The organism is Tabrizicola oligotrophica, assembly GCF_011008935.1.
Lineage (GTDB): Bacteria > Pseudomonadota > Alphaproteobacteria > Rhodobacterales > Rhodobacteraceae > Tabrizicola_A > Tabrizicola_A oligotrophica.
Map to the genome: position 1 here is coordinate 18,603 of NZ_JAAIVJ010000002.1, position 21,740 is coordinate 40,342.

16 protein-coding genes are annotated in these 21,740 nt (G+C 64.7%); 8 read left to right on the forward strand and 8 right to left on the reverse strand.

Annotated features, from left to right (window positions below; genetic code table 11):
- The first annotated feature begins 2 nt into the window (after window positions 1-2).
- The 5 genes from buk (at window position 3) to G4Z14_RS04215 (ending at window position 9,840) form a co-directional block, all read left to right on the forward strand.
- Window positions 3-1,112, forward strand: a complete 1,110-nt coding sequence (buk, locus tag G4Z14_RS04195; protein ID WP_164623536.1) for a butyrate kinase — start codon at window positions 3-5, stop codon at window positions 1,110-1,112.
- Window positions 1,106-2,026 (forward strand): phosphate acyltransferase, encoded by a 921-nt coding sequence (locus G4Z14_RS04200; RefSeq protein ID WP_164623537.1) that lies wholly within the window; start codon window positions 1,106-1,108, stop codon window positions 2,024-2,026. Before buk ends, G4Z14_RS04200 begins: the two co-directional genes overlap by 7 nt.
- A 610-nt stretch (window positions 2,027-2,636) precedes the next feature.
- Window positions 2,637-6,524 carry a DUF5801 repeats-in-toxin domain-containing protein gene (locus tag G4Z14_RS04205; RefSeq protein ID WP_164623538.1) on the forward strand — a complete coding sequence of 1,296 codons (3,888 nt, stop codon included), beginning with the start codon at window positions 2,637-2,639 and terminating at the stop codon, window positions 6,522-6,524.
- Between the two features lie 69 nt (window positions 6,525-6,593).
- The gene (locus G4Z14_RS04210) at window positions 6,594-8,357 is read left to right on the forward strand and encodes a type I secretion system permease/ATPase (protein WP_164623539.1); all 1,764 of its coding nucleotides are present in this window, start codon (window positions 6,594-6,596) and stop codon (window positions 8,355-8,357) included.
- Window positions 8,358-8,361: 4 nt separating this feature from the next.
- Complete coding sequence (locus G4Z14_RS04215; protein WP_227751531.1) at window positions 8,362-9,840, forward strand: HlyD family type I secretion periplasmic adaptor subunit; 1,479 nt, start codon at window positions 8,362-8,364, stop codon at window positions 9,838-9,840.
- A gap of 77 nt (window positions 9,841-9,917) precedes the next feature.
- On the opposite strand, the gene G4Z14_RS04220 is transcribed toward G4Z14_RS04215, so the two are convergent.
- Window positions 9,918-10,379: a universal stress protein gene (locus G4Z14_RS04220; protein ID WP_164623541.1), complete on the reverse strand. Its 462-nt coding sequence runs from the start codon at window positions 10,377-10,379 to the stop codon at window positions 9,918-9,920.
- A gap of 344 nt (window positions 10,380-10,723) precedes the next feature.
- On the opposite strand from G4Z14_RS04220, the gene G4Z14_RS04225 reads away from it, so the two are divergent.
- A complete protein-coding gene (locus G4Z14_RS04225) occupies window positions 10,724-12,277 on the forward strand; it encodes a FumA C-terminus/TtdB family hydratase beta subunit (protein ID WP_164623542.1) in 1,554 nt (517 codons plus the stop codon).
- A gap of 57 nt (window positions 12,278-12,334) precedes the next feature.
- Window positions 12,335-13,282: a LysR family transcriptional regulator gene (locus tag G4Z14_RS04230; RefSeq protein ID WP_164623543.1), complete on the forward strand. Its 948-nt coding sequence runs from the start codon at window positions 12,335-12,337 to the stop codon at window positions 13,280-13,282.
- On the opposite strand, the gene G4Z14_RS04235 is transcribed toward G4Z14_RS04230, so the two are convergent.
- Genes G4Z14_RS04235 through glmS form a run of 5 tightly spaced genes read right to left on the reverse strand, consistent with a single transcriptional unit; the run spans window position 13,239 to window position 18,435 of the window.
- A complete protein-coding gene (locus G4Z14_RS04235) occupies window positions 13,239-14,093 on the reverse strand; it encodes an HpcH/HpaI aldolase/citrate lyase family protein (RefSeq protein ID WP_164623544.1) in 855 nt (284 codons plus the stop codon). The two genes, G4Z14_RS04230 and G4Z14_RS04235, sit on opposite strands and share 44 nt — an antisense overlap.
- Window positions 14,093-15,232 (reverse strand): CaiB/BaiF CoA transferase family protein, encoded by a 1,140-nt coding sequence (locus G4Z14_RS04240; protein WP_164623545.1) that lies wholly within the window; start codon window positions 15,230-15,232, stop codon window positions 14,093-14,095. Before G4Z14_RS04240 ends, G4Z14_RS04235 begins: the two co-directional genes overlap by 1 nt.
- Window positions 15,232-16,476, reverse strand: a complete 1,245-nt coding sequence (locus G4Z14_RS04245; protein WP_164623546.1) for a methylaspartate ammonia-lyase — start codon at window positions 16,474-16,476, stop codon at window positions 15,232-15,234. Before G4Z14_RS04245 ends, G4Z14_RS04240 begins: the two co-directional genes overlap by 1 nt.
- Window positions 16,477-16,496: 20 nt before the next feature.
- Complete coding sequence (locus G4Z14_RS04250; RefSeq protein WP_164623547.1) at window positions 16,497-17,945, reverse strand: methylaspartate mutase subunit E; 1,449 nt, start codon at window positions 17,943-17,945, stop codon at window positions 16,497-16,499.
- 10 nt (window positions 17,946-17,955) lie between these two features.
- A complete protein-coding gene (gene glmS / locus G4Z14_RS04255) occupies window positions 17,956-18,435 on the reverse strand; it encodes a methylaspartate mutase subunit S (protein ID WP_164623548.1) in 480 nt (159 codons plus the stop codon).
- Window positions 18,436-18,585: 150 nt separating this feature from the next.
- Between glmS and G4Z14_RS04260 the strand changes: the two genes are divergently transcribed.
- Entirely contained in the window at window positions 18,586-19,011 is a 426-nt protein-coding gene (locus G4Z14_RS04260; protein WP_164623549.1) for a carboxymuconolactone decarboxylase family protein, read from the forward strand.
- A gap of 51 nt (window positions 19,012-19,062) precedes the next feature.
- Here G4Z14_RS04260 and G4Z14_RS04265 read toward each other — a convergent pair whose 3' ends face one another.
- Entirely contained in the window at window positions 19,063-20,196 is a 1,134-nt protein-coding gene (locus G4Z14_RS04265; RefSeq protein ID WP_164623550.1) for a GlxA family transcriptional regulator, read from the reverse strand.
- A gap of 130 nt (window positions 20,197-20,326) precedes the next feature.
- The gene (locus tag G4Z14_RS04270) at window positions 20,327-21,694 is read right to left on the reverse strand and encodes a tryptophanase (protein WP_164623551.1); all 1,368 of its coding nucleotides are present in this window, start codon (window positions 21,692-21,694) and stop codon (window positions 20,327-20,329) included.
- Window positions 21,695-21,740: the final 46 nt, after the last annotated feature.

The window sequence follows — 21,740 nt, forward strand, 5'->3', positions numbered from 1 at the left end:
TCATGGGCAAAGATCTGATCCTGACCATCAATCCCGGCACCACCACCACCCGCATCGGCCTGTTCGAGCCACAGGGCCCCGAGGTCATCGCGGTGCTGGACCAGACCATCGAGCATGACGAAACGCGGATGGCGCAGTTTCCCGACATTGCCGCACAACTGCCCTTTCGGGCCGAGGCGGTGCAGGATTTCCTGGATGCGATCCCCGGCGGGGTCCGGCTGGCGGCAGTCGCCGGGCGCGGCGGAATGCTCAGCCCGGTGCCGGCGGGCGCCATCGCGGTGAATGCCGAACTGGTCGATTTCGCCCTGCACCGTCCGTTGCATCACCACGCCTCGAACCTCGGGGCGCCGCTGGCCCACCGCATCGCCGGGGCTGCGGGCTGTCCGGCCTTCATCGTCGATCCGGTTTCGGTCGACGAACTGCCGCCGGTGGCGCGGGTGTCGGGCTGCCCGGAATTGCCGCGCTTTTCCTTTGTCCATGCGCTGAACATCCGCGCCTGCGGCCGCAGGCTGGCCGCCTCGCTGGGCAAGCCGTTCGAGCAAATCAATGCCGTTGTGGCCCATATGGGAGCCGGAATCTCGATTGCTGCGCTGAAAGGCGGGCGGATCGTCGACAGCAGCAACCGGATGGAGAACTCGCCCTTTTCGCCCGAACGCGCCGGGGGCCTGCCGCCGATGCCGCTGATCGACCTGTGCTATTCCGGCACCTACAGTCAGGCCGAGCTGAAACGCCGACTCTACGGTCAAGGCGGCGTGTTTGCCTATCTTGGCACCAAGGACATGCGCCGGGTCGAGGCGATGATCGCCGAGGGCGACGAAAAGGCCCGGCTGGTCTGGGAGGCGATGGTCTATCAGATCGGCAAGACCATCGGGGCGATGGCCGCCGTTCTGGACTTTCGCCCCGATGCCATCATCCTCACCGGCGGCATGGCGCATTCCGGCAGCATCGTCGCCGCCTTGACCCAGCGCTGCGCCACCCTCGCGCCGCTGGTGCTTTATCCCGGCAGCCACGAAAGCGCCGCACTGGCCGAGGGCGCCCTCCGCGCCCTGTCGGGGGCCGAACCTGCCCGCAACTGGCCGGTTTCGTCCGAGGTGGAGCCGCTGCCATGGTGATCCGCAGCTTTGCCGAACTGGCCGCCTCGCTGGCAGGTCGCGTGCAACTGCGCCCGGCCGTCGCCGGTGCCGAAGATCCTGCGGTGATGGAGGCGCTGGTTGCCGCCGCCGCGCAGGGGCTGATCGCCGGAGCGGTGCTGACCGGCGACGCGGAAGCGATCGGCGCGCTCATCCCGGCGCATCTGGCCGGGCAGTTCCAGATCGAACCGGCCCATACCGCTGCCGAAGCGGCAGGGCTGGCCGTCGCCGCGATCCGGGCGGGCCGGGCGGATGTGCTGGTCAAGGGCCAGGTCGACAGCGCCGCCTATCTGCGCGCCGTGGTGGCCCGCGACGGCGGGTTGCGCGCCTCCGAGGTTCTGTCGAACCTGACGCTGGCCGAAATGCCCTCGCTGCCCCGCCTGCTGGGCGCCACCGACAATGGCATCGTTCCGCTGCCGACGCTGGCGCAGAAACGGGCGATCATCCTGAACGCGGTGCCGCTGTTTCAGGGGCTGGGCATTGCGCCGCTCAGGGTGGCCGCCATCGCCGCTTCCGAGAAGGTGACGGCGACGCAGCCCGCGACGACCGATGCCGCCGCGCTGGCGGAGGAATCGCGGGCGGGCGGTTTCGGTCAGGCGGTGGTTGACGGGCCCTTCGGCTATGATGTCGCCCTCTCCGCAGCTGCGGCGGCCAAGAAAGGGCTGGCCGCCTCGCCAGTGGCCGGACAGGCCGATCTGATCCTGTTCCCCTCGATCGAGGCCGGCAATGCCACCGTCAAGGCCTGGAAACTGCATGGACAGGCGCGCACCGCCAGCATCGTGCTGGGTGCCACGGTTCCGGTTCTGCTGAACTCGCGCGCCGATGGCGTCGAGCAGCGGCAACTGGGCCTGCTTCTGGCCGCCGCGGTCAAGGCTGGACAAGCGGGGCGGCGGTGAGCCTTACCGGGGCCGCATGACCGAGCGGCGGCAGGGCCAGGTTGAACCGAGGGCGCTTCAGCCCCCGGGGTGAGTCGAAACGGTCGCCGAAGGATGCCGCGCCCGTCTGCGGGAAAGCGCTCCGAATGCCGCCTGTCGGGCGCGATCAACCCGGCGTTGCGGCACAACAAGATGTGGTCCTGGGCGGAAAGACCGGGCGAGGCATCCATATCTGGAAGCGTGTGCCTCCCCGTGTTGCAAAGCCGGAATCGTTGAAAAAATTGGCGAGTTGCTATATAAGCAACAGTGGGTGGAGGGAGTGTGACAAGTGGCAGCATCGATGGCATTCGGGAACTCGTAGAGTAGCAGACCGCCTGAAGGCACGGCCCACATCGCCTGACGACTTCCCGTTGACGCAGTTTCTTGATCCGCGCATTCCGCGCGGCAAATGCTTTGTTGCTATCGACTGCCGGTTTTACGGCCAATGGTCTTTTGCCGTTTTCTGCGGTGGCGACCGTTACGACCTCCACGAACATGCAAGGCTTATTTCGCTGGTCGGTGAGCGGCAACGCGGCACGGCATTATTGCCGGTTGGCCGTTCACGACCCTGTTTCGGGGAGGAGACAGAAAAATGGTCGAGACGCTTATTACGGTCACAGGAACAGACGTGACGCATGACGAAACCGATGGATTGCAGAACAGTGTGGCGACGCCGGCACCGGCGGGTGATGCGGACGACAGCGATGTGCTTTACTCGTCGCTCCCGAGTGCCTTCACCACCCTGCTCGAAACGCTTTTCCCTTCGGCAGAGGCGATCGGGGCGGCCGAAAGTGACGGCAATGTCGTCACCTTCAGCCCGACCGGAACTCTTGGCAACATTGCCCTCACCGACGCCGCCGGCGATCCGCTGGACGGCGATGACAGTGGTCTGACCACGACGAGCGGCGATGCGATCCTGCTTTATACCGACCCCACGAACGACAACGTCGTGATCGGCAAGACGGCGGGCGGTACCATTGTCTTTGCCATTTATCTCGAACCGACCGGCGGCACACCGACGACCGGGGCGAAGCTCTGGACCGTGCAGTATGAGGCGATCGATCATGGCGACGACGGCAACGACTTTGACAGTTCCGTGGATCTGACGGGGCTGGTTCATGTCACGGCCTCGGACGCGCAGACCTTTTCCTTTGCGAATGCGCCGTCGGGCAACAACCTGTTCATGATGTTCGGAAGTGCGTCGCAGGCGCTGCTGATTACGGGCGAGGATCCGGCCAACCATTCAGCGGGCGAAAACGTGTCCAGCGGCAGCACTGTCAACAGCAGCCAGGGTGGCGGGGGAACGACGCTTGGTACCGACGGGCAGCAGATCAAGGCGCAGAAGGCGATCGTCGTCACCTTCGTCTCGAACGTCAATCCCGACTACATCGCCGGACCGGGTGCCGGGAACAACCCCGGCGAGCCGCTGAGTTCGACCGAGGCCAAGGACGAAGCCAACATCCAGTTCGGCGGTTACGTCATGACCCAGGCCGCCGAGTTCACCATCTCGCAGATGGCGCCGCACAACGCGGCGGTGCGGGTGGAGATCGAGGCCTATCTGACAACCGATGGCTCCGGTAACAGCTATCTGGATGGCAATCCGATCACGCAGGGCGATACGGCAATCAACATCACCACCGGCTCGGTGCAGGTCATCCGTGGCGGTGTCAATGTGGTCGGCACCGCGGGCGTTACCGTGGATTACACCGGCAACGGGGCGGTCATCACCGGACTGCTGACGGATGACATCATCAGATATACCACCGATTCAGACCACAACCGGGTGCTGATCCGCAACGACCAGCCGGCATCCGGGGCCGGAAGCAACATCGCCTTTGACCTTGGCGGTTTCTCGCTGACCAACGTCGAGGGTGACACCGACGAGGTCGGCTCGCATATCTTTTTCGAGGATGATGGCCTGTCGATCACGGAGGGGCCGAATCCTGAGGCGCTCACGGTTGATGAAACCGACCTTGGGACCAACGCCACCGGCAGTTTCGCCGGTCTGTTCGATGTCACTTTCGGCACCGACGGCGAGGCGGCGACCGATGCGCTGGTGTATGAGCTGGGCATTGGTGCCGATGACAGCGGTCTGGTCGACACCGCCACCGGCAATGCGGTGTTCCTGTTCCTTTCCGCTGACGGCACGACGATCACGGGCAAGGAGGGCACCGGACTGGCGGATGCCGAAACGGGCGAGACGGTGTTCGTCATCACGGTCGATGCCGAAACCGGAGAGGTTACGCTTGACCAGCAACGCGCCATCGTCCACCCGACCACGGATCCGGACGAGGCGAAGGCGATGGCCGACGATGTCATCACAATTACCTTGCGGGCGACGGATGGCGATACCGATTGGGACGATCACACCGTGAACGTCGGGGACCGCTTCGTGTTCGAGGACGACGGACCCAGTGCCGGGGCGAACAGTGCTGTGCAGTTTGACGACGAGACGGCACAGGTCACGGCGGATGTGGCCAATCCGGGCGGCACCGGCGATGCGGCGGGCACTTCGGCTACGGCCTCGGGGACGCTGAACCACGCCTTCGGCAATGACGGCGCCGGGACGGTGCTGCTGACGGATGCGACGCTGCCGCAGGTCGGCGATTTCAGCCAGAGCCTTTCGGCGGACGGCACCGAGCTGATCATCAGCCAGATGCAGAACGGCGTTTCGGTCGATGTGCTGAAGGTGGAGGTGACGAACCCTGCCACCGGGGCCTACACGATCACCCATCTGGCGCAGATCTTCCATCCGACACCGGGCACCAGTGAAGAAGATGTCAGCTTCACCATCAACTATCAGGTGACGGACGAGGACGGCGACGAGGCAACGTCGTCGATCACCGTCAATGTCGATGACGATACGGCCACAGTTACGGCGGGCACCAGCCCTACGGCTCTGACGGTCGATGACAGTGACCTGACGACCAATGCGCAGGGCGATTTCTCGAACCAGTTCACCGTCTCCTTCGGCGCGGACGGCGCGGCGCAGGCCGAGTCGCTTGTCTACACGCTGGGCATCGGGGCAGGCGGGCCGAACAGCGGGGTTCTGGACACGGCAACCGGCAACGCAGTGTTCCTGTTCCTGTCGACCGACGGCACGACGATCACCGGCAAGGCGGGAACCTCGCTTGCAAATGCGGAAACCGGACCCGTGGTCTTTGAGATCGCCGTCGATCCCGACACAGGGATCGTCACATTCGACCAGCAGCGCGCGATCGTGCATCCGGACGATACCGACCCGGACGACGCGGTGACGCTGGCAGATACTCTGGTGACGCTGACGGCCACGGCCACGGACGGCGATCTTGACGTTGCCAGCCGCACCGAAAATGTCGGCGACCGCTTCATTCTGGAGGATGACGGCCCGGCGATGACCGTCGGCGACGCGACGGGGAGCTATACCGCCGGCGCCTCGGGCGCCTGGAATCCCACCCCCGGCGAGGACGGGTTCAAGTCGCTCGAGGTGTCGTTTGACGCCTATGAAATCGACGCCGATGGTTCACAGACCACAACTGCGGCCAACAGCAGCTTCACCAAGACGGGTCCGTACAGTTTCGAAGGCTCGATCACCGACGACTTCAACGGGGATGGGATCGACGACACCGTCGAATTCACGCTGGAATTCGATCCCGACGATCTGGATTCCTATGATCTGCAGGTGACGGTGCCGCCATCAAGCGTGATCGTCCGCGACTCGTCGCAAGGCGCGCTGAAGGCGAGCGGGCCGAATCCGGTCCGGACGCTGCTGTTCGGCGGCAGCGAAGCCGGGCAGGATGATGTGTTGTTCTTCGGTGTCGTCGCCACCGCGCCGGCAAGCGGGCTTGCAGGCGGAGACGCGCTTGCCAATCCGGTGCAGGTGCCGAATGACCTGCGCGATCTGATCTATCCGGGGGCCACCGACCTGAACGAAGCCCAGGTTCGGTCCTTCCTTGCGCCGGCGAACCAGATCCCGACGCTGATCAACGCGTCAACGCAGATGAATGTGTCGACCTCGGGCATCGGCATCAACAACAACAACCTTGACGGCTCGGGCGCCGGTATCCAGTCCGGCGACGAGAGTTTCGTCTTCAATCCCGAAGAGGAGGCGGACTCTGTCCGGGTCTACATCGACAACTCCGTCGGCGGCTACACCACCGGAACCGAAGAGCTTTACTACCGGATCTTCTACAGCGATGGCACGGTGTCCGATCAGATCCTTGTGACGGCGGCGATGCTGTCGGATGCCCTTCGCACCGACCCGACCGTGCCGCAGGCGGCCCGGGGCGGCAAGTATTTCGATATTGACGAAGGCGCGAAGATCGACGCGGTCCAGCTGACGATGGGCAGCGGGACCATCAAGATCCCGGTGATCCAGTGGACCATCGAACAGACCTTCGACCCGGAGGACTTGCATCTGGACTTTACGGGAACGCTGTTTGACGGCGACGACGACGGCAGCGTGCCGGATGCGTTCTCGGTCGATCTGGACGCGGCCTGACCCTGGCCCGCGCGGACCCGCCTGCTGCGGGCGGGTCCGCTGCCTTCCTCAGCTAGAAGGATGCAGATCATGACGGCACCTTCGGGAATGGACCGGTTTTCCGGCGCGATGCGCGCGGTCAGGGGGCAGTTCCCGGCGCTCGTGCTTCTCAGCTGCATCCTGAATCTTCTTCTGCTGGTGACCAGCATCTACATGCTTCAGGTCTATGACCGCGTGCTGTCGAGCGGTTCGCTTGACACGCTGCTTTGGCTGACGCTGGTCGCGGTCTTCGCAATTGTGATCTATGGCGTGCTGGAGCAATCGCGGCGCAAGACGCTGGCGCGCATGTCCGGATGGCTTGATGCCGAGCTTACGGTGCCGGTGCTGCGCCGGGCCATGGAAACCCGTCTCGCCGGCAAAAGCGGCGGCGCCGGCCCGCGCGAGGTGGCCGACCTGCGCAGGTTCTACGGCGGAGACACGGTTCTCGCCTTTCTCGATGCGCCGTGGAGCATCGTTTTTCTTTGCTTCATCTGGTTGCTGCATCCCGCGCTGGGCCTGTTTGCTACGTTGGGCGCAATTGCGCTTCTGGGCCTGGCAATTGCCAACGACTCCCTGACGCGCGAGGGGCAGCTGAAGCTGGCCAGGGTGCAAAAGGTCCAGCAGGACAACGCCACTCATTTCGTCGGTGCAGGCGAGACCATCGGGCCGCTTGGCATGGCGCGCAACGTGTTCGGGGCCTGGGGCCGGGTTCAAAGCGAGATCGCCGCCAGCCAGCAGGGCCTTGCGGACAAGACCACGGTGATCCTGTCTGTCGCGCGGACCCTGCGGCAAGGCTTGCAGATCGGCATTCTCGGCCTCGGGGCCTATCTTGTGCTGGGCGGCGAAGCCACGGCCGGCGCGATGATTGCCTCCTCGATCGTGATGGGGCGCGCACTCGCCCCGATCGAGCGGGCGACAACGGCCTGGCGCAGCTTTGTGGCGGCCCGGGCGGCCCGGGCCAGTCTGGCGGAGCTGTTTGCCGATGTCGCCCGCGCCGAAACCGCGCGGGTTGCCCTGCCGCGGCCCACTGGTCAGTTTGCGTTCGAAAACGTCCTGTTTGCCCCGCCCGGCAGCAGCGAGCCGTTGCTGCAAAACCTGAGCTTTTCGTTGGATCCCGGGCAGAACTGCGCCGTGCTTGGCCCTTCGGGGGCGGGCAAGTCGACCCTGTGCCGGCTTGCCGTGGGGGCCTGGCCCGCCAACCGGGGCCATGTCCGCCTTGACGGGGCGGATGTGTTCGACTGGAATCCCGAGGACCTGGGTCCGCATATCGGATACCTGCCGCAGCAGGTCGAGTTGCTGCCCGGAACCGTGGCCCAGAACATTGCCCGCTTCCGCGACATCGAAAGTGCTGCGGTCGTGCAGGCAGCCAGGCTGGCGGGTGTCCACGAGTTGATCCTGTCGCTGCCCAATGGCTACGAGACCGAGATTTCGTTGCATTCCCAGCGCGTCTCTCTGGGGCAGAAACAGCGCCTTGCCTTGGCCCGTGCGGTCTACGGCAATCCCGCCTTTGTGGTGCTTGACGAGCCGAACGCCAATCTTGACGAAATCGGCGACCGGGCCCTGATCGAGACGCTGGGCGCTCTGAAACGCGCAGGTACGACCGTCCTGATCGTGACGCATCAGGCGTCGGTGCTGAAATGCGCCGACATGGTGCTTGCGATCCGCGACGGCACGGTGGCGGCCTTCGGACCGCGCGACCAGATCCTCAAACCCGTGCGGCGCGTCCTGCCGATGCTTCCGGCCAGTTCCAAGATCGGCATTCGGGAAACCGCGGCGCTTGATGAGGGGCAAGACAACATCAGTGTTGGAGAATAGGCCCATGGCCGAGGTGATCGACTTCGGGGGACTGTGGAGCGCGGCGGCGCTCGCGGCCAGCCAGACGGCATCCAAGGGCGTGGCGGATACCCAGGCGCTGCTGCGCTGGGAGCTGGTGTTTCTGGCCGCCCTGTTTGCCGGAATGATCTGGATCGCCCGGCGCAGGGACCGCAGCGCGCCTGCGACGCCGCCCACCGAGCTTGCACTTCTGACGCAAGGGTCGCAGCGCCTTGGCCTGCTCGCGGCGGCCGTGTTCGTGCTGGGCTTCAGCGGCTGGTCGGTCTATGCGCCGCTGGCCAGTGCGGCCCTCGCACCGGGGGTCATCAGCCCGGACGGCTACCGCAAGACGGTGCAACATCTGGAGGGCGGCATCATCCGCACCATCCATGTCCGCGAAAGCGACGAGGTGGCCGCTGGCGACCCGCTCATTACGCTGGACGACACGGCGGCGCGCGCGCAGGACGCCGAGATCCGGGAGCGGTATCTGCATGTGCTTGCAGCCGAGGCGCGGCTGGAGACCGAACAGTCAAACGCCGCCGAGATCGTCTTTCCGCCCGAGCTTCTGCGCGCGGACACGCCCGACCTGCAGGAGATCACCGAAAGCCAGCGCCAGCTGTTCCTCAGCCGCAAGGCAACGCTGGCAAACCGCATCGCCATTCTTGAGGCGCGAGTCCTGCAGCTGGGAGAACAGAATGCGGGCTTCGAACAGGTGATCGCCGCCGAGGGCGAGCAGCTTGCACTGGTCGACGAGGAAATCACCATGGTCGAAACCCTGCTCGCGCAGGGGCTCGGACGCAAGCCCGAGGTTCTTGGCCTGCAGCGCACACGGACGCAGATTGCCGCCTCGCGGGCGATGAACCGGGCGCGGATTGCCGAGAATGCCGAGGCGATCGGTGAGGCGCAACTGCAACTGATCGCCCTGACCGAGCAGCGCAGTGAAGAGGTCGCAGAGGAACTGGCGAACATCCGGCGCGTCATTTCCGAGTTGCGGGCGCAGATGCCATCGCGCGAGGACATCCTTGAACGGACCGTCATCCGGGCGCCGATCAGTGGCACGGTGATGAACCTGAAAGCCACGACCGAAGGCGGGGTGATCAGGCCGTCGGAAGCGATTGCCGAGATTGTTCCGGCCAAGACGCAGCTTGTCATCAATGCCCGGGTTCAGCCGAATGACATCGACCGGATCGTGCCCGGCATGTCGGCGCGGGTGATCCTGACCGCCTACAATCAGCGAAACCTGCCGATCATGCACGGCCGGCTGCAATCGATCTCGGCGGATGCGCTTGTCGATGAACGGACGGGCGTTGCCTATTTCCTGGCGAAAGTTGAAGTCGATCCGAAGGATTTGGACCGCAATGCCGAGGTCCGGCTCTTGCCGGGAATGTCGGCCGAGGTCATGCTTTTGCAGGGCAATCGAAGCGCGTTCGACTACTTTCTTGGCCCGATCCTGCAAAGCCGACGGCGCAGTTTCCTTGAGGGATGACGCGTCTCAGCCGGGATTCCTGTCCGGGGGGGATCAGTGGCGATGCCCTGCCTGCCGGGGCCGTCGTGCGGGGCACCTCATGCGGTCTGGCCGAACAGCGTTTCGTCGGATATTTCCATGTGTCCCGACAGCACACTGCAATCCAGGTTCTCGATCAGCGAGGTGGTCACGGATTCATGCAGCCAGCGCGCCAGCCGGCCGGACTTGTGATGGCCAATGACGACCAGATCGGCGTGGGCCTCTTTTGCAGCATCGACGATGCAGGTCGCCGGGTCGCCCATCTGCAACTTGGTCTTGTGGGCCAAGCCCAGCTTGTCCAGCCGCGTGGAGCCTTCGGCGAGGACCTTCTCATATTCCTCCCGCTGGTCGCTGGTGACAAAGCCCACCCCGGCGTCCATCGCGATCGGGACATAAGTCGGCTCGACAACCGCCAGCAGAACAACCTGCGACTGAAACAGCTTTGCCAGCAGCGCCCCCTCGCGCAGGGCCAGCCGCCCCTCGCGCGTACCGTCATAAGCCAAAAGGATTGTCCGATACATTGCGGCCCCTTTCCTTCATCAGAAGGATCCAGATGTGCACAGTGTACCTGACACCGGCCCCTCGAGCAAATTTTCTTCCAGAAACGGCCAGATGGGCACAATGTGGGGTCAGCAGTTGTCTTGTGGCGGCGGCTTGCCGCATTTGCGGTGCCGGTGAGCCAGAAGAAACTCTGATGCCCAACTGCGCAGATATGGCCCGGTTGTGGCGAAATGCGCGCCCGAGCGTCATTTCGAGTCCGTTAAAAGGTAACATGTGCTTAACGGATACTAAGTTAAGATAAGCGTTGTTGAGTATTTCTCTGGGTCAGGTCTTATGAGCCGACGACACATGCAGGGAACCCGGAATGCTGACCAAGCTGCTGATCGCTGGCCCCGAAGTGGTGGGCCTGTCCGGCGCGCATTTCCTTCGCGTCGACGCGTCGTCCTTGACCGCGCTGACCGAACAGGCGTTTGCCGATGTCTCGCACCTGTTGCGGACCGGCCATCTGGAACAGCTGCGCGCTATTCTGGATGATCCCGAGGCCTCGCAGAATGACCGTTTCGTGGCGCTGGAGCTGATCAAGAATGCGGTGATCGCGGCCGAGCGCGAGTTTCCCAGTTGCCAAGACACCGGCACGGCCATCGTCACCGGCAAGAAGGGGCAGAACCTGCTGGTGAACGGCCCGATGCGGGCGGCGATCGAGGAAGGCATCCGCACCACATGGGCCAGCCGCGCCCTGCGCTATTCGCAGATGGCGCCACTGACGATGTATGAGGAGAAGAACACCGGAACCAACTTGCCCGCGCAGATCGACATCGAGGCGGTCGAGGGCGAGGCGCTGGATCTGATCTTCATGGCCAAGGGGGGTGGGTCCGCCAACAAGACCTTCCTCTATCAGGAAACCCGCCGCCTGCTGGAGCCCGATCGCTTGCTCGCCTTCTTCGACGAAAAGATCCGCACGCTGGGCACCACTGCTTGCCCGCCCTATCATCTGGCCATCGTCATCGGCGGACTGTCGGCCGAACAGTGCCTGAAAACGGTCAAACTCGCCTCGGCCCGGGCGCTGGACGACCTGCCTGGGGACGGCGACATCACCGGGCGGCCCTTCCGCGACCGCGGGCTTGAGGCACAGATTCTGGACCTGACGCGCAAGATGGGCATGGGTGCGCAGTTCGGCGGCAAGTATTTCTGCCACGATGTGCGGGTGATCCGCCTGCCGCGTCATGGCGGCAGCCTGCCGGTCGGCATGGGGGTAAGCTGTTCGGCCGACCGCCAGATCAAGGCTCGCATCGACCGCGAGGGCATCTGGCTGGAGGCGCTGGAGCGCGACCCCGCCCGCTTCCTGCCGCAAGTCCAGACCGCGCCAGAGGCCGTCAGAATCGATCTGAACCAGCCGATGACGGCGATCTGTGCCGCGCTCTCGAAGCTGGCGGTTTCGACGCCGGTGCTCCTGTCGGGCACCATGATCGTGGCGCGGGATCTGGTCCATGCCGAACTTGGCCGGATGATGGCGGCAGGCCAGCCGCTTCCGGGCTACATGACCGACCACCCGATCTATTACGCCGGCCCCGCCAAGACGCCCGCCGGCCATGCCTCGGGATCGTTCGGGCCGACCACGGCCGCACGGATGGACCCCTATGTGCCGGAGTTGCAGGGCAGGGGCGCCTCGCGCGTGATGATCGCCAAGGGCAACCGCGCCGCCAGCGTCGTGCAAAGTTGCAAGGCGCATGGCGGCTTTTATCTCGGCTCGGTCGGCGGGGCAGCGGCCAGCCTTGGCCGGGACGTGATCCGCAAGGTCGAACAGATCGACTTTCCGCAGTTCGGGATGGAGGCGGTCTTTCGCATCGAGGTGCAGGATTTCCCCGCCTTCGTGATCATCGACGATAAGGGCGGCGACTTCTTCGCACGCCCGCAGTGATTGACAGGGCCGATGCGGCTCTGGCAGATCGGGAGCGCGGCTGCGAATGGGGTGGGCTTGGACGATCTGGGCGAAAAAATCACGCTGCGGCAGATGCAGATCTTCCTGGCCGCCGTCGAAAGCCGCAGCTTCATGCGGGCGGCCGAACGGCTGTCGCTGACACCGCCCGCCGTCTCGATGCAGATGAGCCGGCTCGCGGAATGCCTTGGCGCGACTCTGTTCGAAAAAGAGGGGCGCACGGTTCAGCCAACCGAGGTGGCCACCGCGCTTGTCCCCTATGCCGAACGCATGGTCGAGACGCTGAAGGATGCTGTGCTGGTGGTCGAGGCGTTGCAGGGCCGGATCGACAGTCAGGTCCGCGTGGCGATGGTGTCGACCGCGCGCAATTTCGGGCCGCAGCTGATGCAGGAATTCCGCAAGCGCCACCCCGAGGCCGACCTGCAGATCAGCATTGCCAACCGCGAAGGGGTGATCCATGCGCTGGAAACCGGCAAAGCCGATGTCGCGCTGATGGGCCGCCCGCCGGGCCGGGTCGAGGTGACGCAATACCAGTTCGCCAAGCATCCCTATGTGCTGATCAGCCATCCCGACCATCCGCTGGCCCGCGCCCGCCGCATCCGCAGGGCGGACCTTGTGCGCATGCCGTTTCTGGTGCGCGAAAGCGGCTCGGGGACGCGGATGGTGCATGAGTATTTTTTTCGGGAAGCCGATCTGCCGCTGCCGCCCGCGCAGGAGATGGACAGCAACGCCAACATCAAGCAGGCCGTGATGGGCAACATGGCGCTGGCCTTCATTTCGGCCCACACCATCGGGCTGGAGCGTCAGGCGGGCAAGCTGAGCGTGCTGAAGGTCGACGGCATGCCACAGATCCGCGACTGGTACGTTCTGCATTTGAAGCGGCGCAAGCCCGGCCCCGCCGCGCAGCAATTCGTCGATTTCGTCCGCAGCGAAGGGCCGGACATCATGCGCGGGCTTTATGGCCCGGACTTTGGCGCAGAAGCCTGACCGCCCGCGCCACGATTGGCGGGTCCACCATACGGCCCTCGAAAAGCACTGCACCGCGCCCTTCGGCTTCTGCCGCGGCCGAGGCCGCGACAAGGCGGCGGGCATGCTCAAGCGCTGCGTCAGACGGCGCGAAGATCTGGTTGACGATCTCGACCTGTCGGGGGTGGATGCACAGCGCCCCGTCAAAGCCCAGCCGTTGGCCCAGGGCGGCCGCGGCGGCAAACCGCTCGGCATCAGCCACATCGGCGATGCTGCCGGGCAGTCCCAGGGCGGCAAGCCCCGCCGCCCGCGCCGCCCAGATCAGATGCTGCGCCGGATGGGTCAAGCTCTCTGGGGTCGGGTCAAAGCCACAGTCGGCGCTGAAGTCCTCGGTCCCGAAGGCAAGCGCCGTCACACGGGGAGCCCGGGCAATGGCCGGGGCGTGCAGCAGCCCCTCGGCGGTTTCGATCAGGGCAATGAGGCCAATCGGAGGCTGCCCCGCTGGCTCGCAACTGGTCAGATGATCGGCAACCAGCCGCAGGACTGCGGCCGAGGCAACCTTCGGTACCATCAGCGCCTCGACACCGGGCAAGGCCGCCGCCTCGATGTCGCGGGCGAGATCGCCCAACCCGGCATTGACCCGCACCGCAACCCGCGCGCCATGGCTGGCCAGCGCCGCGACCGCTGCCGGCAAGCTGGCCCGTGCCTCGGCCTTCCGGGCCGCGGGTACGCTGTCTTCAAGGTCCAGAAGCACCACATCCGCCCCCCGCTCATGCGCGCTGGCAACAAGGCGCGGTTGATGGGCGGGGGTGAAAAGATAGCTGCGGGCCATCAGGCGAACTCGGCCCGGATCGCGGTGGAATGCTCGCCCACCTTCGGCACCCGGCCAAGCTGCGGGATCTCCGGCTCGAAGCTGTGGCGCACCGGCGGGGCGACCAGATCGGCCTCTTGCCCGTCCTCCAGCGTCACTGGCGCACGGCGCAGCGCCGGGTGGCTGGCAAAATCGGCCACGGAATTGACCGCGCCATAGGCGATCGAGGCAGCGCGCAACCGCGCCTCCATCTCCGCCCTCGTGCGTTTGGCAAAATAGGCCGCAACCATCATGTCGGTGTCCGGCCGGTTCTTGACCCGGGCGGCGGCGTTGCAGAAGCGCGGGTCGACGGCAATTTCCGGCCGCTCGAAGACGTCGGCGCAAAGCTTGACCCATTCCCGCTCATTCTGGATCGAAATTGCCAGAACCTGCCCATCCGCGGTGGTGAACCCGCCATAAGGCGCGATCGAGGGGTGGTGCAGCCCCACCGGCTGCGGGGCTTTCCCGGCATAGACCGTATGCATCAGCGGCACGGTCATCCAGTCCGCCGCCGTATCGAACAGCGAGAGTTTCACCGCACTGCCTTGCCCGGTGATGCCGCGCGCGATCAGCGCTTTTTGCAGGCCGATGATGGCATTCATGCTGGCCCCGATATCGCAGACCGAAACCCCGATCCGCCCCGGATGGCCCGGCGCCCCGTTCACCGCGACCAGCCCGCTTTCGCATTGCACCAGAAAGTCATAGGCCTTCATCTCGGCAAAGGCGCCGCTCTCGCCGTAGCCCGAGATGTCGCAGGTGATCAGGCGCGGATATTTCCGGCGCAACGCTTCCGAACCGAAGCCGGCCCGGTCAATCGCACCGGGGGCAAGGTTCTGCAGGAAGATGTCGGCCCGCGCCAGCAGCCGCTCCAGCAGCGCGGCGTCCTCGGGCCGCTTGATGTCCAGACACAGGCTTTCCTTCCCGTGGTTCGCCCAGGCGAAATATGACGCCGTGCCCTTCACCGCGCTGTCATACTTGCGGGCGAAATCCCCCTCGCCCTCGCGCTCGATCTTGATGACCCGCGCCCCGCCCTGGGCAAAGTGGCACGAGGCAAGCGGCGCCGCGACCGCCTGCTCCAGCGAGACGACCAGCAGGCCCGCATAGGGCTTCAACCCCTGCATCACGCCACCCTGCGGTTGCCGACCGCCAGAATGCGGTTCATTTCGTTCGCGACAATCGTCATGCCTTCGTCAAACCCCATGCCGGGCTTGACCAGCACCCGTTCGGGCCGCGTGGCCATGGCGGCATGCAGGCAGGCGCGGGCCGAGATGTCGGTCTCGTTGCAGGTGCCGCCCTGATAGGCCTCGACCCCGTGCGCCTTGCAGTACAGCACTGCGTCGATCGTGTTGTGCAGGCTGCCCAGATCGGGCGTCTTGATCTGCACCATGTCGCAGCAGCCCGCATCGACGAAATCGACCACATCCTGATAGGTGTTGCACCATTCGTCGGCCACGATCCTGACCTTGGCGCCGCGCTTGGCCAACTCCGACCTGATGGCCGAAAGCAAGGCGATCTGGCCGTCTTTCGCGCCGGCATCGGCCGGGCCTTCGATGTAGAGCGAAAAGCCGTCGGCCCGCTTTTCCAGCGTAGCCAGATACTCGGCGATGCGCGCAGGATCATTGTCGAAGATCGTGCCAACGGTGCCATAGACATCAATGTGAAGCACCGGGTTATAGGCGCGGCTGCGGCGCAGGCTGCGAATGCGATGGGCCAGCCACGAGACATATTCGGCCAGTTTCCCCCCGGTCTCGCCCAGCTTTTGCGGCACGTTGTTGATCAGCCCGTGCGGCAGCGCGGCCACCTGTTTCAGGATCATCTTGTCGACCGCGTTATAGCGGTCATCGCCGCTTTGCCCGAAGAGTTGCAACGGCGCGGCGCTCCGCGGCAGGCCCCATTCATCGGCCACCACCTGATATTTCTGCCGCCCGGTCGCCTTTGCCGTGGCATCCAGCAGCGCCTGGCTTAGCCCATAGCGGATGGCGGTGTGCAAGGGCGCGCCGTCGATGGTCAGGGCATCGAACGTCGCCGCATTGTCGCGAAAGCGGGACACATCAAGACCGACAAGCCTTGGAACAAGATGGGCTGCAATCAGCGGCATGAAACGCTCTGCCGTGAACAGCGGGTCACGACCGCCTGCGCCGGAATATTGCACAGCCGCGCAATCGCCTTCGGCAATCTGGCCGTTTTCCAGCTCCAGCAGGATCGAGATGCTTTCCCCGCATTGACGCACCTGATCAAAACCCGGCGTCAGCGGCGTGCCGGTGTAGACAAAGCTGTCCTGCCGGGCGCCAGCCTTGATCGCGGCCTGGTCGTCGAAATAGAAGGCCGAATATCCCGGCGCGAGATGGACGTGTGTGATCTTCATGGGGTTCCTCATGCCAAGGCTCAGGCGGGCCGGCCGACAAGTTTGCTGGCCGAGATGGCGCGCACGTCATCGACAACCATGTTGAAGGAAGGGTCGCGGCGTTCGGCCCGCGCACGTTCGGCGATCTTGTCGCGGTGGAAGGCCAGCACATCGGCCGGCAGCGGCACATTGCCCACATCGAACAGCCGGATTGCGCCGTGATTGTCGCGGACGGGGGTCAGCTTGCCGAGATTGGCCTTGGCAGGGGCGAAAGGCACATCCATCACGCCCGCGGCAAACGCCAGCACAGCGCCCCTGGCGACATCGCCGCCACCCAGCCGCAGGATTTCCCGCATCACGGCGTGGACTTCAGCCTCGATCACGTCGATTTCCATCTGGATGTCCGGGCTGTCCACCCGGTTCTGGTCCGAGATCATGTTGACCATCTGCCGCGTCGCCTTCAGCCCGGCCTGATTGGCCTCCAGCGTCGGCACCCCCGATGCCTCGTGCGGGGTTTTCACGATGATCTTGGTCGCCCGGGCCTGCCGCGCCACCAGCGCGCCAAGGCAGATCACGGCGGTCGCTTGCGATTCATCCTCGGGAAAGCCCCCCATCCACTGATGAAAGACCGTCGTCAGCCGGTAATCGGTGAAGCCCGCGTTCAGGAAATAGTGGTTGGCCAGCCGGCGCAGCGACCGCAGGGCCGCGATGTCCTGCGCCACATTGCCGGCCTGGCCATAGCCCAGGGTGATGCACTTCACCCCTTGCTCCAGCGCCAGAAGCCCTTCGAGAATGGCGACGACATGGCTGACAAAGGGCGGTACCAGCGTGCCCGTCAGCGGCCCGAACGGCTCTCGGTTGATCGAGATGCCCGCTTCCTCGAACCGTCCGACCAGCCGGTCGCAATATTGCCAGTGCCGGATAGACCGTTCCAGCGGCACATGCTTGGCATAGGGAATGTTGTAGGAAATCCCGCCGCCCTCGAAGCTGGAAAAGCCTGCTGCCAGCGTGATCTCGGCCAGCAGTCGCGCGTCCGGCGTGCCGTGGCGCACCTGAACCGGCTTTTCCAGCGCCTCGACCAGACGGCGGCAGCCCTCGACCCCGTGGTTCACCGCCGGGAAGCCGTTCAACAGCGAGGTGCCCGCCGCGCGCGACCGGTCGATGCCCTCTTGCGCCTCGGCATAGCGGTTGTGGCGGGTGTAGGCGTCGATGGTCGTGGGCAAGACATCGCAATAGGGCGAAAGCCCGTTCAGAAGCGCCACATGCTCCCGCACCAGCGCCACCCCGGCACGGGGTTGCAGAAGCGTGTGCCCCTGCGCATCGGCTTCGGCCAGCGCCACGGCAAAGCGCTTTTCCACAGGCAGCGCTTCCTGCACCCGGAGCGCATCGGCAAAGCAGACACCCGCGCCCGTGGCCCAGCCCTGCAGCACCTCGCCCCGTTCGGCGTCGAAAGCGGCAGCGTCCAGACGGCGGTTGTTCAGATCGGTCATGGCACGCTCCTCAGGCCGACAGGCGTTCGGCGGGCAAGGCGCGCGAATTGCGCAAACCTGCCGGGCGCCGCTGGTCGATATCCGATTTCAGCAGGGCGATAACCTCGGCCAGATCCACGGTCGGGCGGAACACCCGGTCAAAGCCCATATCGCGAAACTGCGCCTCGACCGCCGCAAACTCCTGCTTGCCGATCACCAGATTGCCGCCGACATACAGCACGATGTCGCCAAGCCCCCGCTCCTCGCAGCGGGCGCGAAAATCCTGGCAGTCCAGCTCGCCATGCCCATAGATCGACGAGACCAGAATTGCGCCCGCCTGTTCGGCCCGAGCGCAATCGATGAATTCGTCCTGACTGACCATGACGCCAAGGTTCACCACCTCGATCCCGCCCTGCGTCAACACCGAGGTCAGGATGCGATTGCCGACCGCGTGACAATCCGCCCCGATCACACCCAGAACAACCTTGTAGCCCTGCGAATCCCCGGACATCTGCACTCTCCCGTTGCGCTGCGGTCCTGATAGGGGGTCAGGCAAAAGTGGTCAAAACTATTTATTTGTTTTGAAGTAATGGTAAGTATCAATTATCTATTGATTTCCGGGGTGCAGCGGAGAAAATGCCGTCAGCTCAGGAGGCCCAGCATGACACAGATCCCAGACCCCAAAGCCGAAGCGCAGGCCTATATTGACGAGATGGTCCGGGTGCGGGGCTATGTGCTGCCCTATCACAAGCTGATGGCGGGGGCCGATTTTCCGGTGCTGAAGGCGGCGAACCAGATGGTCGCCGCCGCTTATACCGATCAGCGCCGTCTGAGCCGGGCGACGAAAGAGCTGATCTTCATCACCAGCCTGACAGTTCTGCGCGCCGCGCCCGGCCATATCGAAAGCCATATCCGGGTGGCGCTGGATCTGGGCGTCAGCCCGGAAGAGATTCTTGAGGCGCTTGAAATCGCGCTGCCCGAGGCGGGGGTGGTCGCCTTCCAGCATGGCTTTGAAGTCTGGGCCAAGGTGGTGGGCGCAAAGCCGCTGGAGCCGTCAGTGCCGACACACGATCCATCGCAGGCCTGACGGCTCCCGCAGTGGCATTCGACCCGTTGGCGCGCCGCGCGCCGGGCCGATTCACCCGCGCTCCACGCTGCCCGGCGCTGAACTTCGGGATCTGCCCCTCATCTCTGTCGGGCTGACAGCGAACAGTGCCCTGAATTTGCGAGACAGGGTAGAGCTTGAGGTGAACCCTGTTGCAAGGGCGATTTCGGTGATGGGCAGATCCGTCTGTTCGCAGAGTTGCCAGGCGACACCCAATTGCAACTGAAGGTAAAACCGCCGCGGTGACACCTCGAGATAGCGCAGAAAGAGGCGCTCAAGCTGGCGCTGCGATATGCCGGCTTCTGCCGCGAGGCAGTCGATCCGAACCGGGTTTTCAAGGTTCTGGCCCATGCGCTTGGCAACCGCCTGAACGACGGGGGGCGCGTAGCGCAACAGGCTTGCGGATTGCTTTGGTTGATCGGCCTCCGGGCCGCGGGGCCGGGAAACCAGAAAGCGGTCGCAAACCATATCCGCGATCGCTTTGCCGAAGACCTGGTTCACGAAATGGATCGTCAGATCCAGCGTGGCCAGCTCCCCGGCGCAGGTTGTAACCCGTGGGTCGGGCGCGAACAGTTTCGACAGCGGATCAATGGCGATGTTGCGCTCTCTGAAGGCAGAGAGCGAAGACCAGTGGACGACACCGGATCGGTTCGGCAAAAGCCCGGCCTCGGCAAGGGCCCATGTGGCCGAGCCGATGCCGTAGATCGGGATTGCCTTGCGCCGGGCCTGACGCATCAACCGGCGAAGCGGCTCGCGCACCTCTGGCATTACATCAAATCCGCAACAGAAAAAGATCGCGGTGGCAGCGGGAAGGTCTGACAACCGGGCGTCCAGCGCCTCGACGGACCCCGCGCCGGTCACTCTCAGCGCGTCGTTGCCGGCCAGCTCTGGCTTGCCGAGATCATAGACCGAGATCTGGGTCTTTCCGGGGGGCCTCAGACTTTGTGCGTAGCGGAGCGGCTCCAGCAGGCAGCCCAGGCTAAGGAACGAGCACCCCGGCGCAACCGCCAGGATGATATCAAGCGCCGGAACCTCGACGTTGGTCGGACGCAGGCCGCGCCCGAGGGCCATGATCCGGCTTGCGGCCGGCCGGGCCGAAAGTGACCCGGAGGGTCGGCTTACCAAAGAGGCATTCGGATTGAGGCGGTTCAACGGGGTGTTGTCCATCACTTGCCAATTTGAACGCGCCGCAGGACGAAGCGCGTATGTACACTAATGTACATCTCCTGCCAAGTCAACCCGGCAAGGGATGTGCTGCGCCACAAGCCCTCTGGCGCAGCACATCCGGCGCGAAGCGTCAGGCGATCCGCGCGAACTTCGCCGTGAAATGCCGCATCAACCTGGGTTGCTCGACGATCTGGAAGCCTTTCAGATGGTCTTTCCTCCGGGCGACCTCTTCAAAGGCCTCGGCGATGTAGTCTGCATGCGACTGGGTATAGACCCGCCGCGGCAAGGCAAGCCGCACAAGGTCCATTGCCGCCGGCGCCTCGGTTCCATCGGGTTTGGCGCCGAACATCACCGTGCCAATCTCGCAACTCCGGATCCCTGCGACCTCGTACAGCGCCACTGCCGCCGCCTGCCCGGGATAGGCCAGCGGCGCAATGTGCGGCAACCATTTGCGCGCATCGACAAAGACCGCGTGGCCGCCCGCCGGACGCATGACCGGAACGCCAAGCGCATGCAGCTTTTCCGTCAGATAGGCCGTGGTCCGCACCCGATAGCGCAGGTAATCCTCGTCGACGATCTCTTTCAGCCCCTGCGCCAGCGCATCCAGATCGCGCCCGGCCATGCCGCCATAGGTCGGAAAACCTTCGGTCAGAATCAGCCGGTTCCGCGCCTTCAGGGCAAGGTCGTCGTCGTTCAGCGCAAGCCAGCCGCCGATGTTGCCGAAGGCGTCCTTCTTGGCGCTCATGGTCATGCCGTCGGCTTCGGCGAACATGTCGCGCACGATGTCCTTGACCGGCCGCTCCGACTGGCCCGGCTCGCGCGCCTTGATGAACCAGGCATTTTCGGCAAAGCGGCAGCCGTCGATCAGGAAGGGCTTGCCATGCTTGCGGGCCAAGGCCGCGACGGCGCGGATGTTTTCAAGGCTGACCGGCTGGCCGCCGCCGGCGTTGTTGGTGATGGTCAGCATGACGCAGGGCACGTCGGCACCGTGTTTCACCAGAAAGGCTTCCAGCGCTGCAAGGTCCATGTTGCCCTTGAACGGATGCTCGCGGTCGGGATGGCGACCATCCTCGATCAAAAGGTCATGGGCTTCGGCGCCACCGGCTTCGATATTGCCGCGGGTGGTGTCGAAATGGGTGTTGTTCGGGATTTTCCGACCCGGCCCGCCGAGGATCGAGAACAGGATCGCCTCGGCCGCGCGGCCCTGATGGGTCGGGATGACATGCTTGAACGGCATCAGTTCCTTGACCGCCGCCTCGAAGCGGAAGAACGACGGCGATCCGGCATAGCTTTCATCGCCCTGCTGGACGGCAGCCCATTGGGCCGCGCTCATCGCCGAGGTGCCGCTGTCGGTCAGCAGGTCGATCAGCACGTCATCGGATTTCAGGGCGAACAGGTTGTAATGGGCCTGCCGCAACAGCGCTTGGCGTTCTTCGGCCGTGGTGAAGCGGATCGGCTCGACAGTCTTGATGCGGAAGGGTTCGATGATGGTCTTCACGGGGATGCTCCTTTGGCAATACCCCGTCCGGACATTCGATACGGGG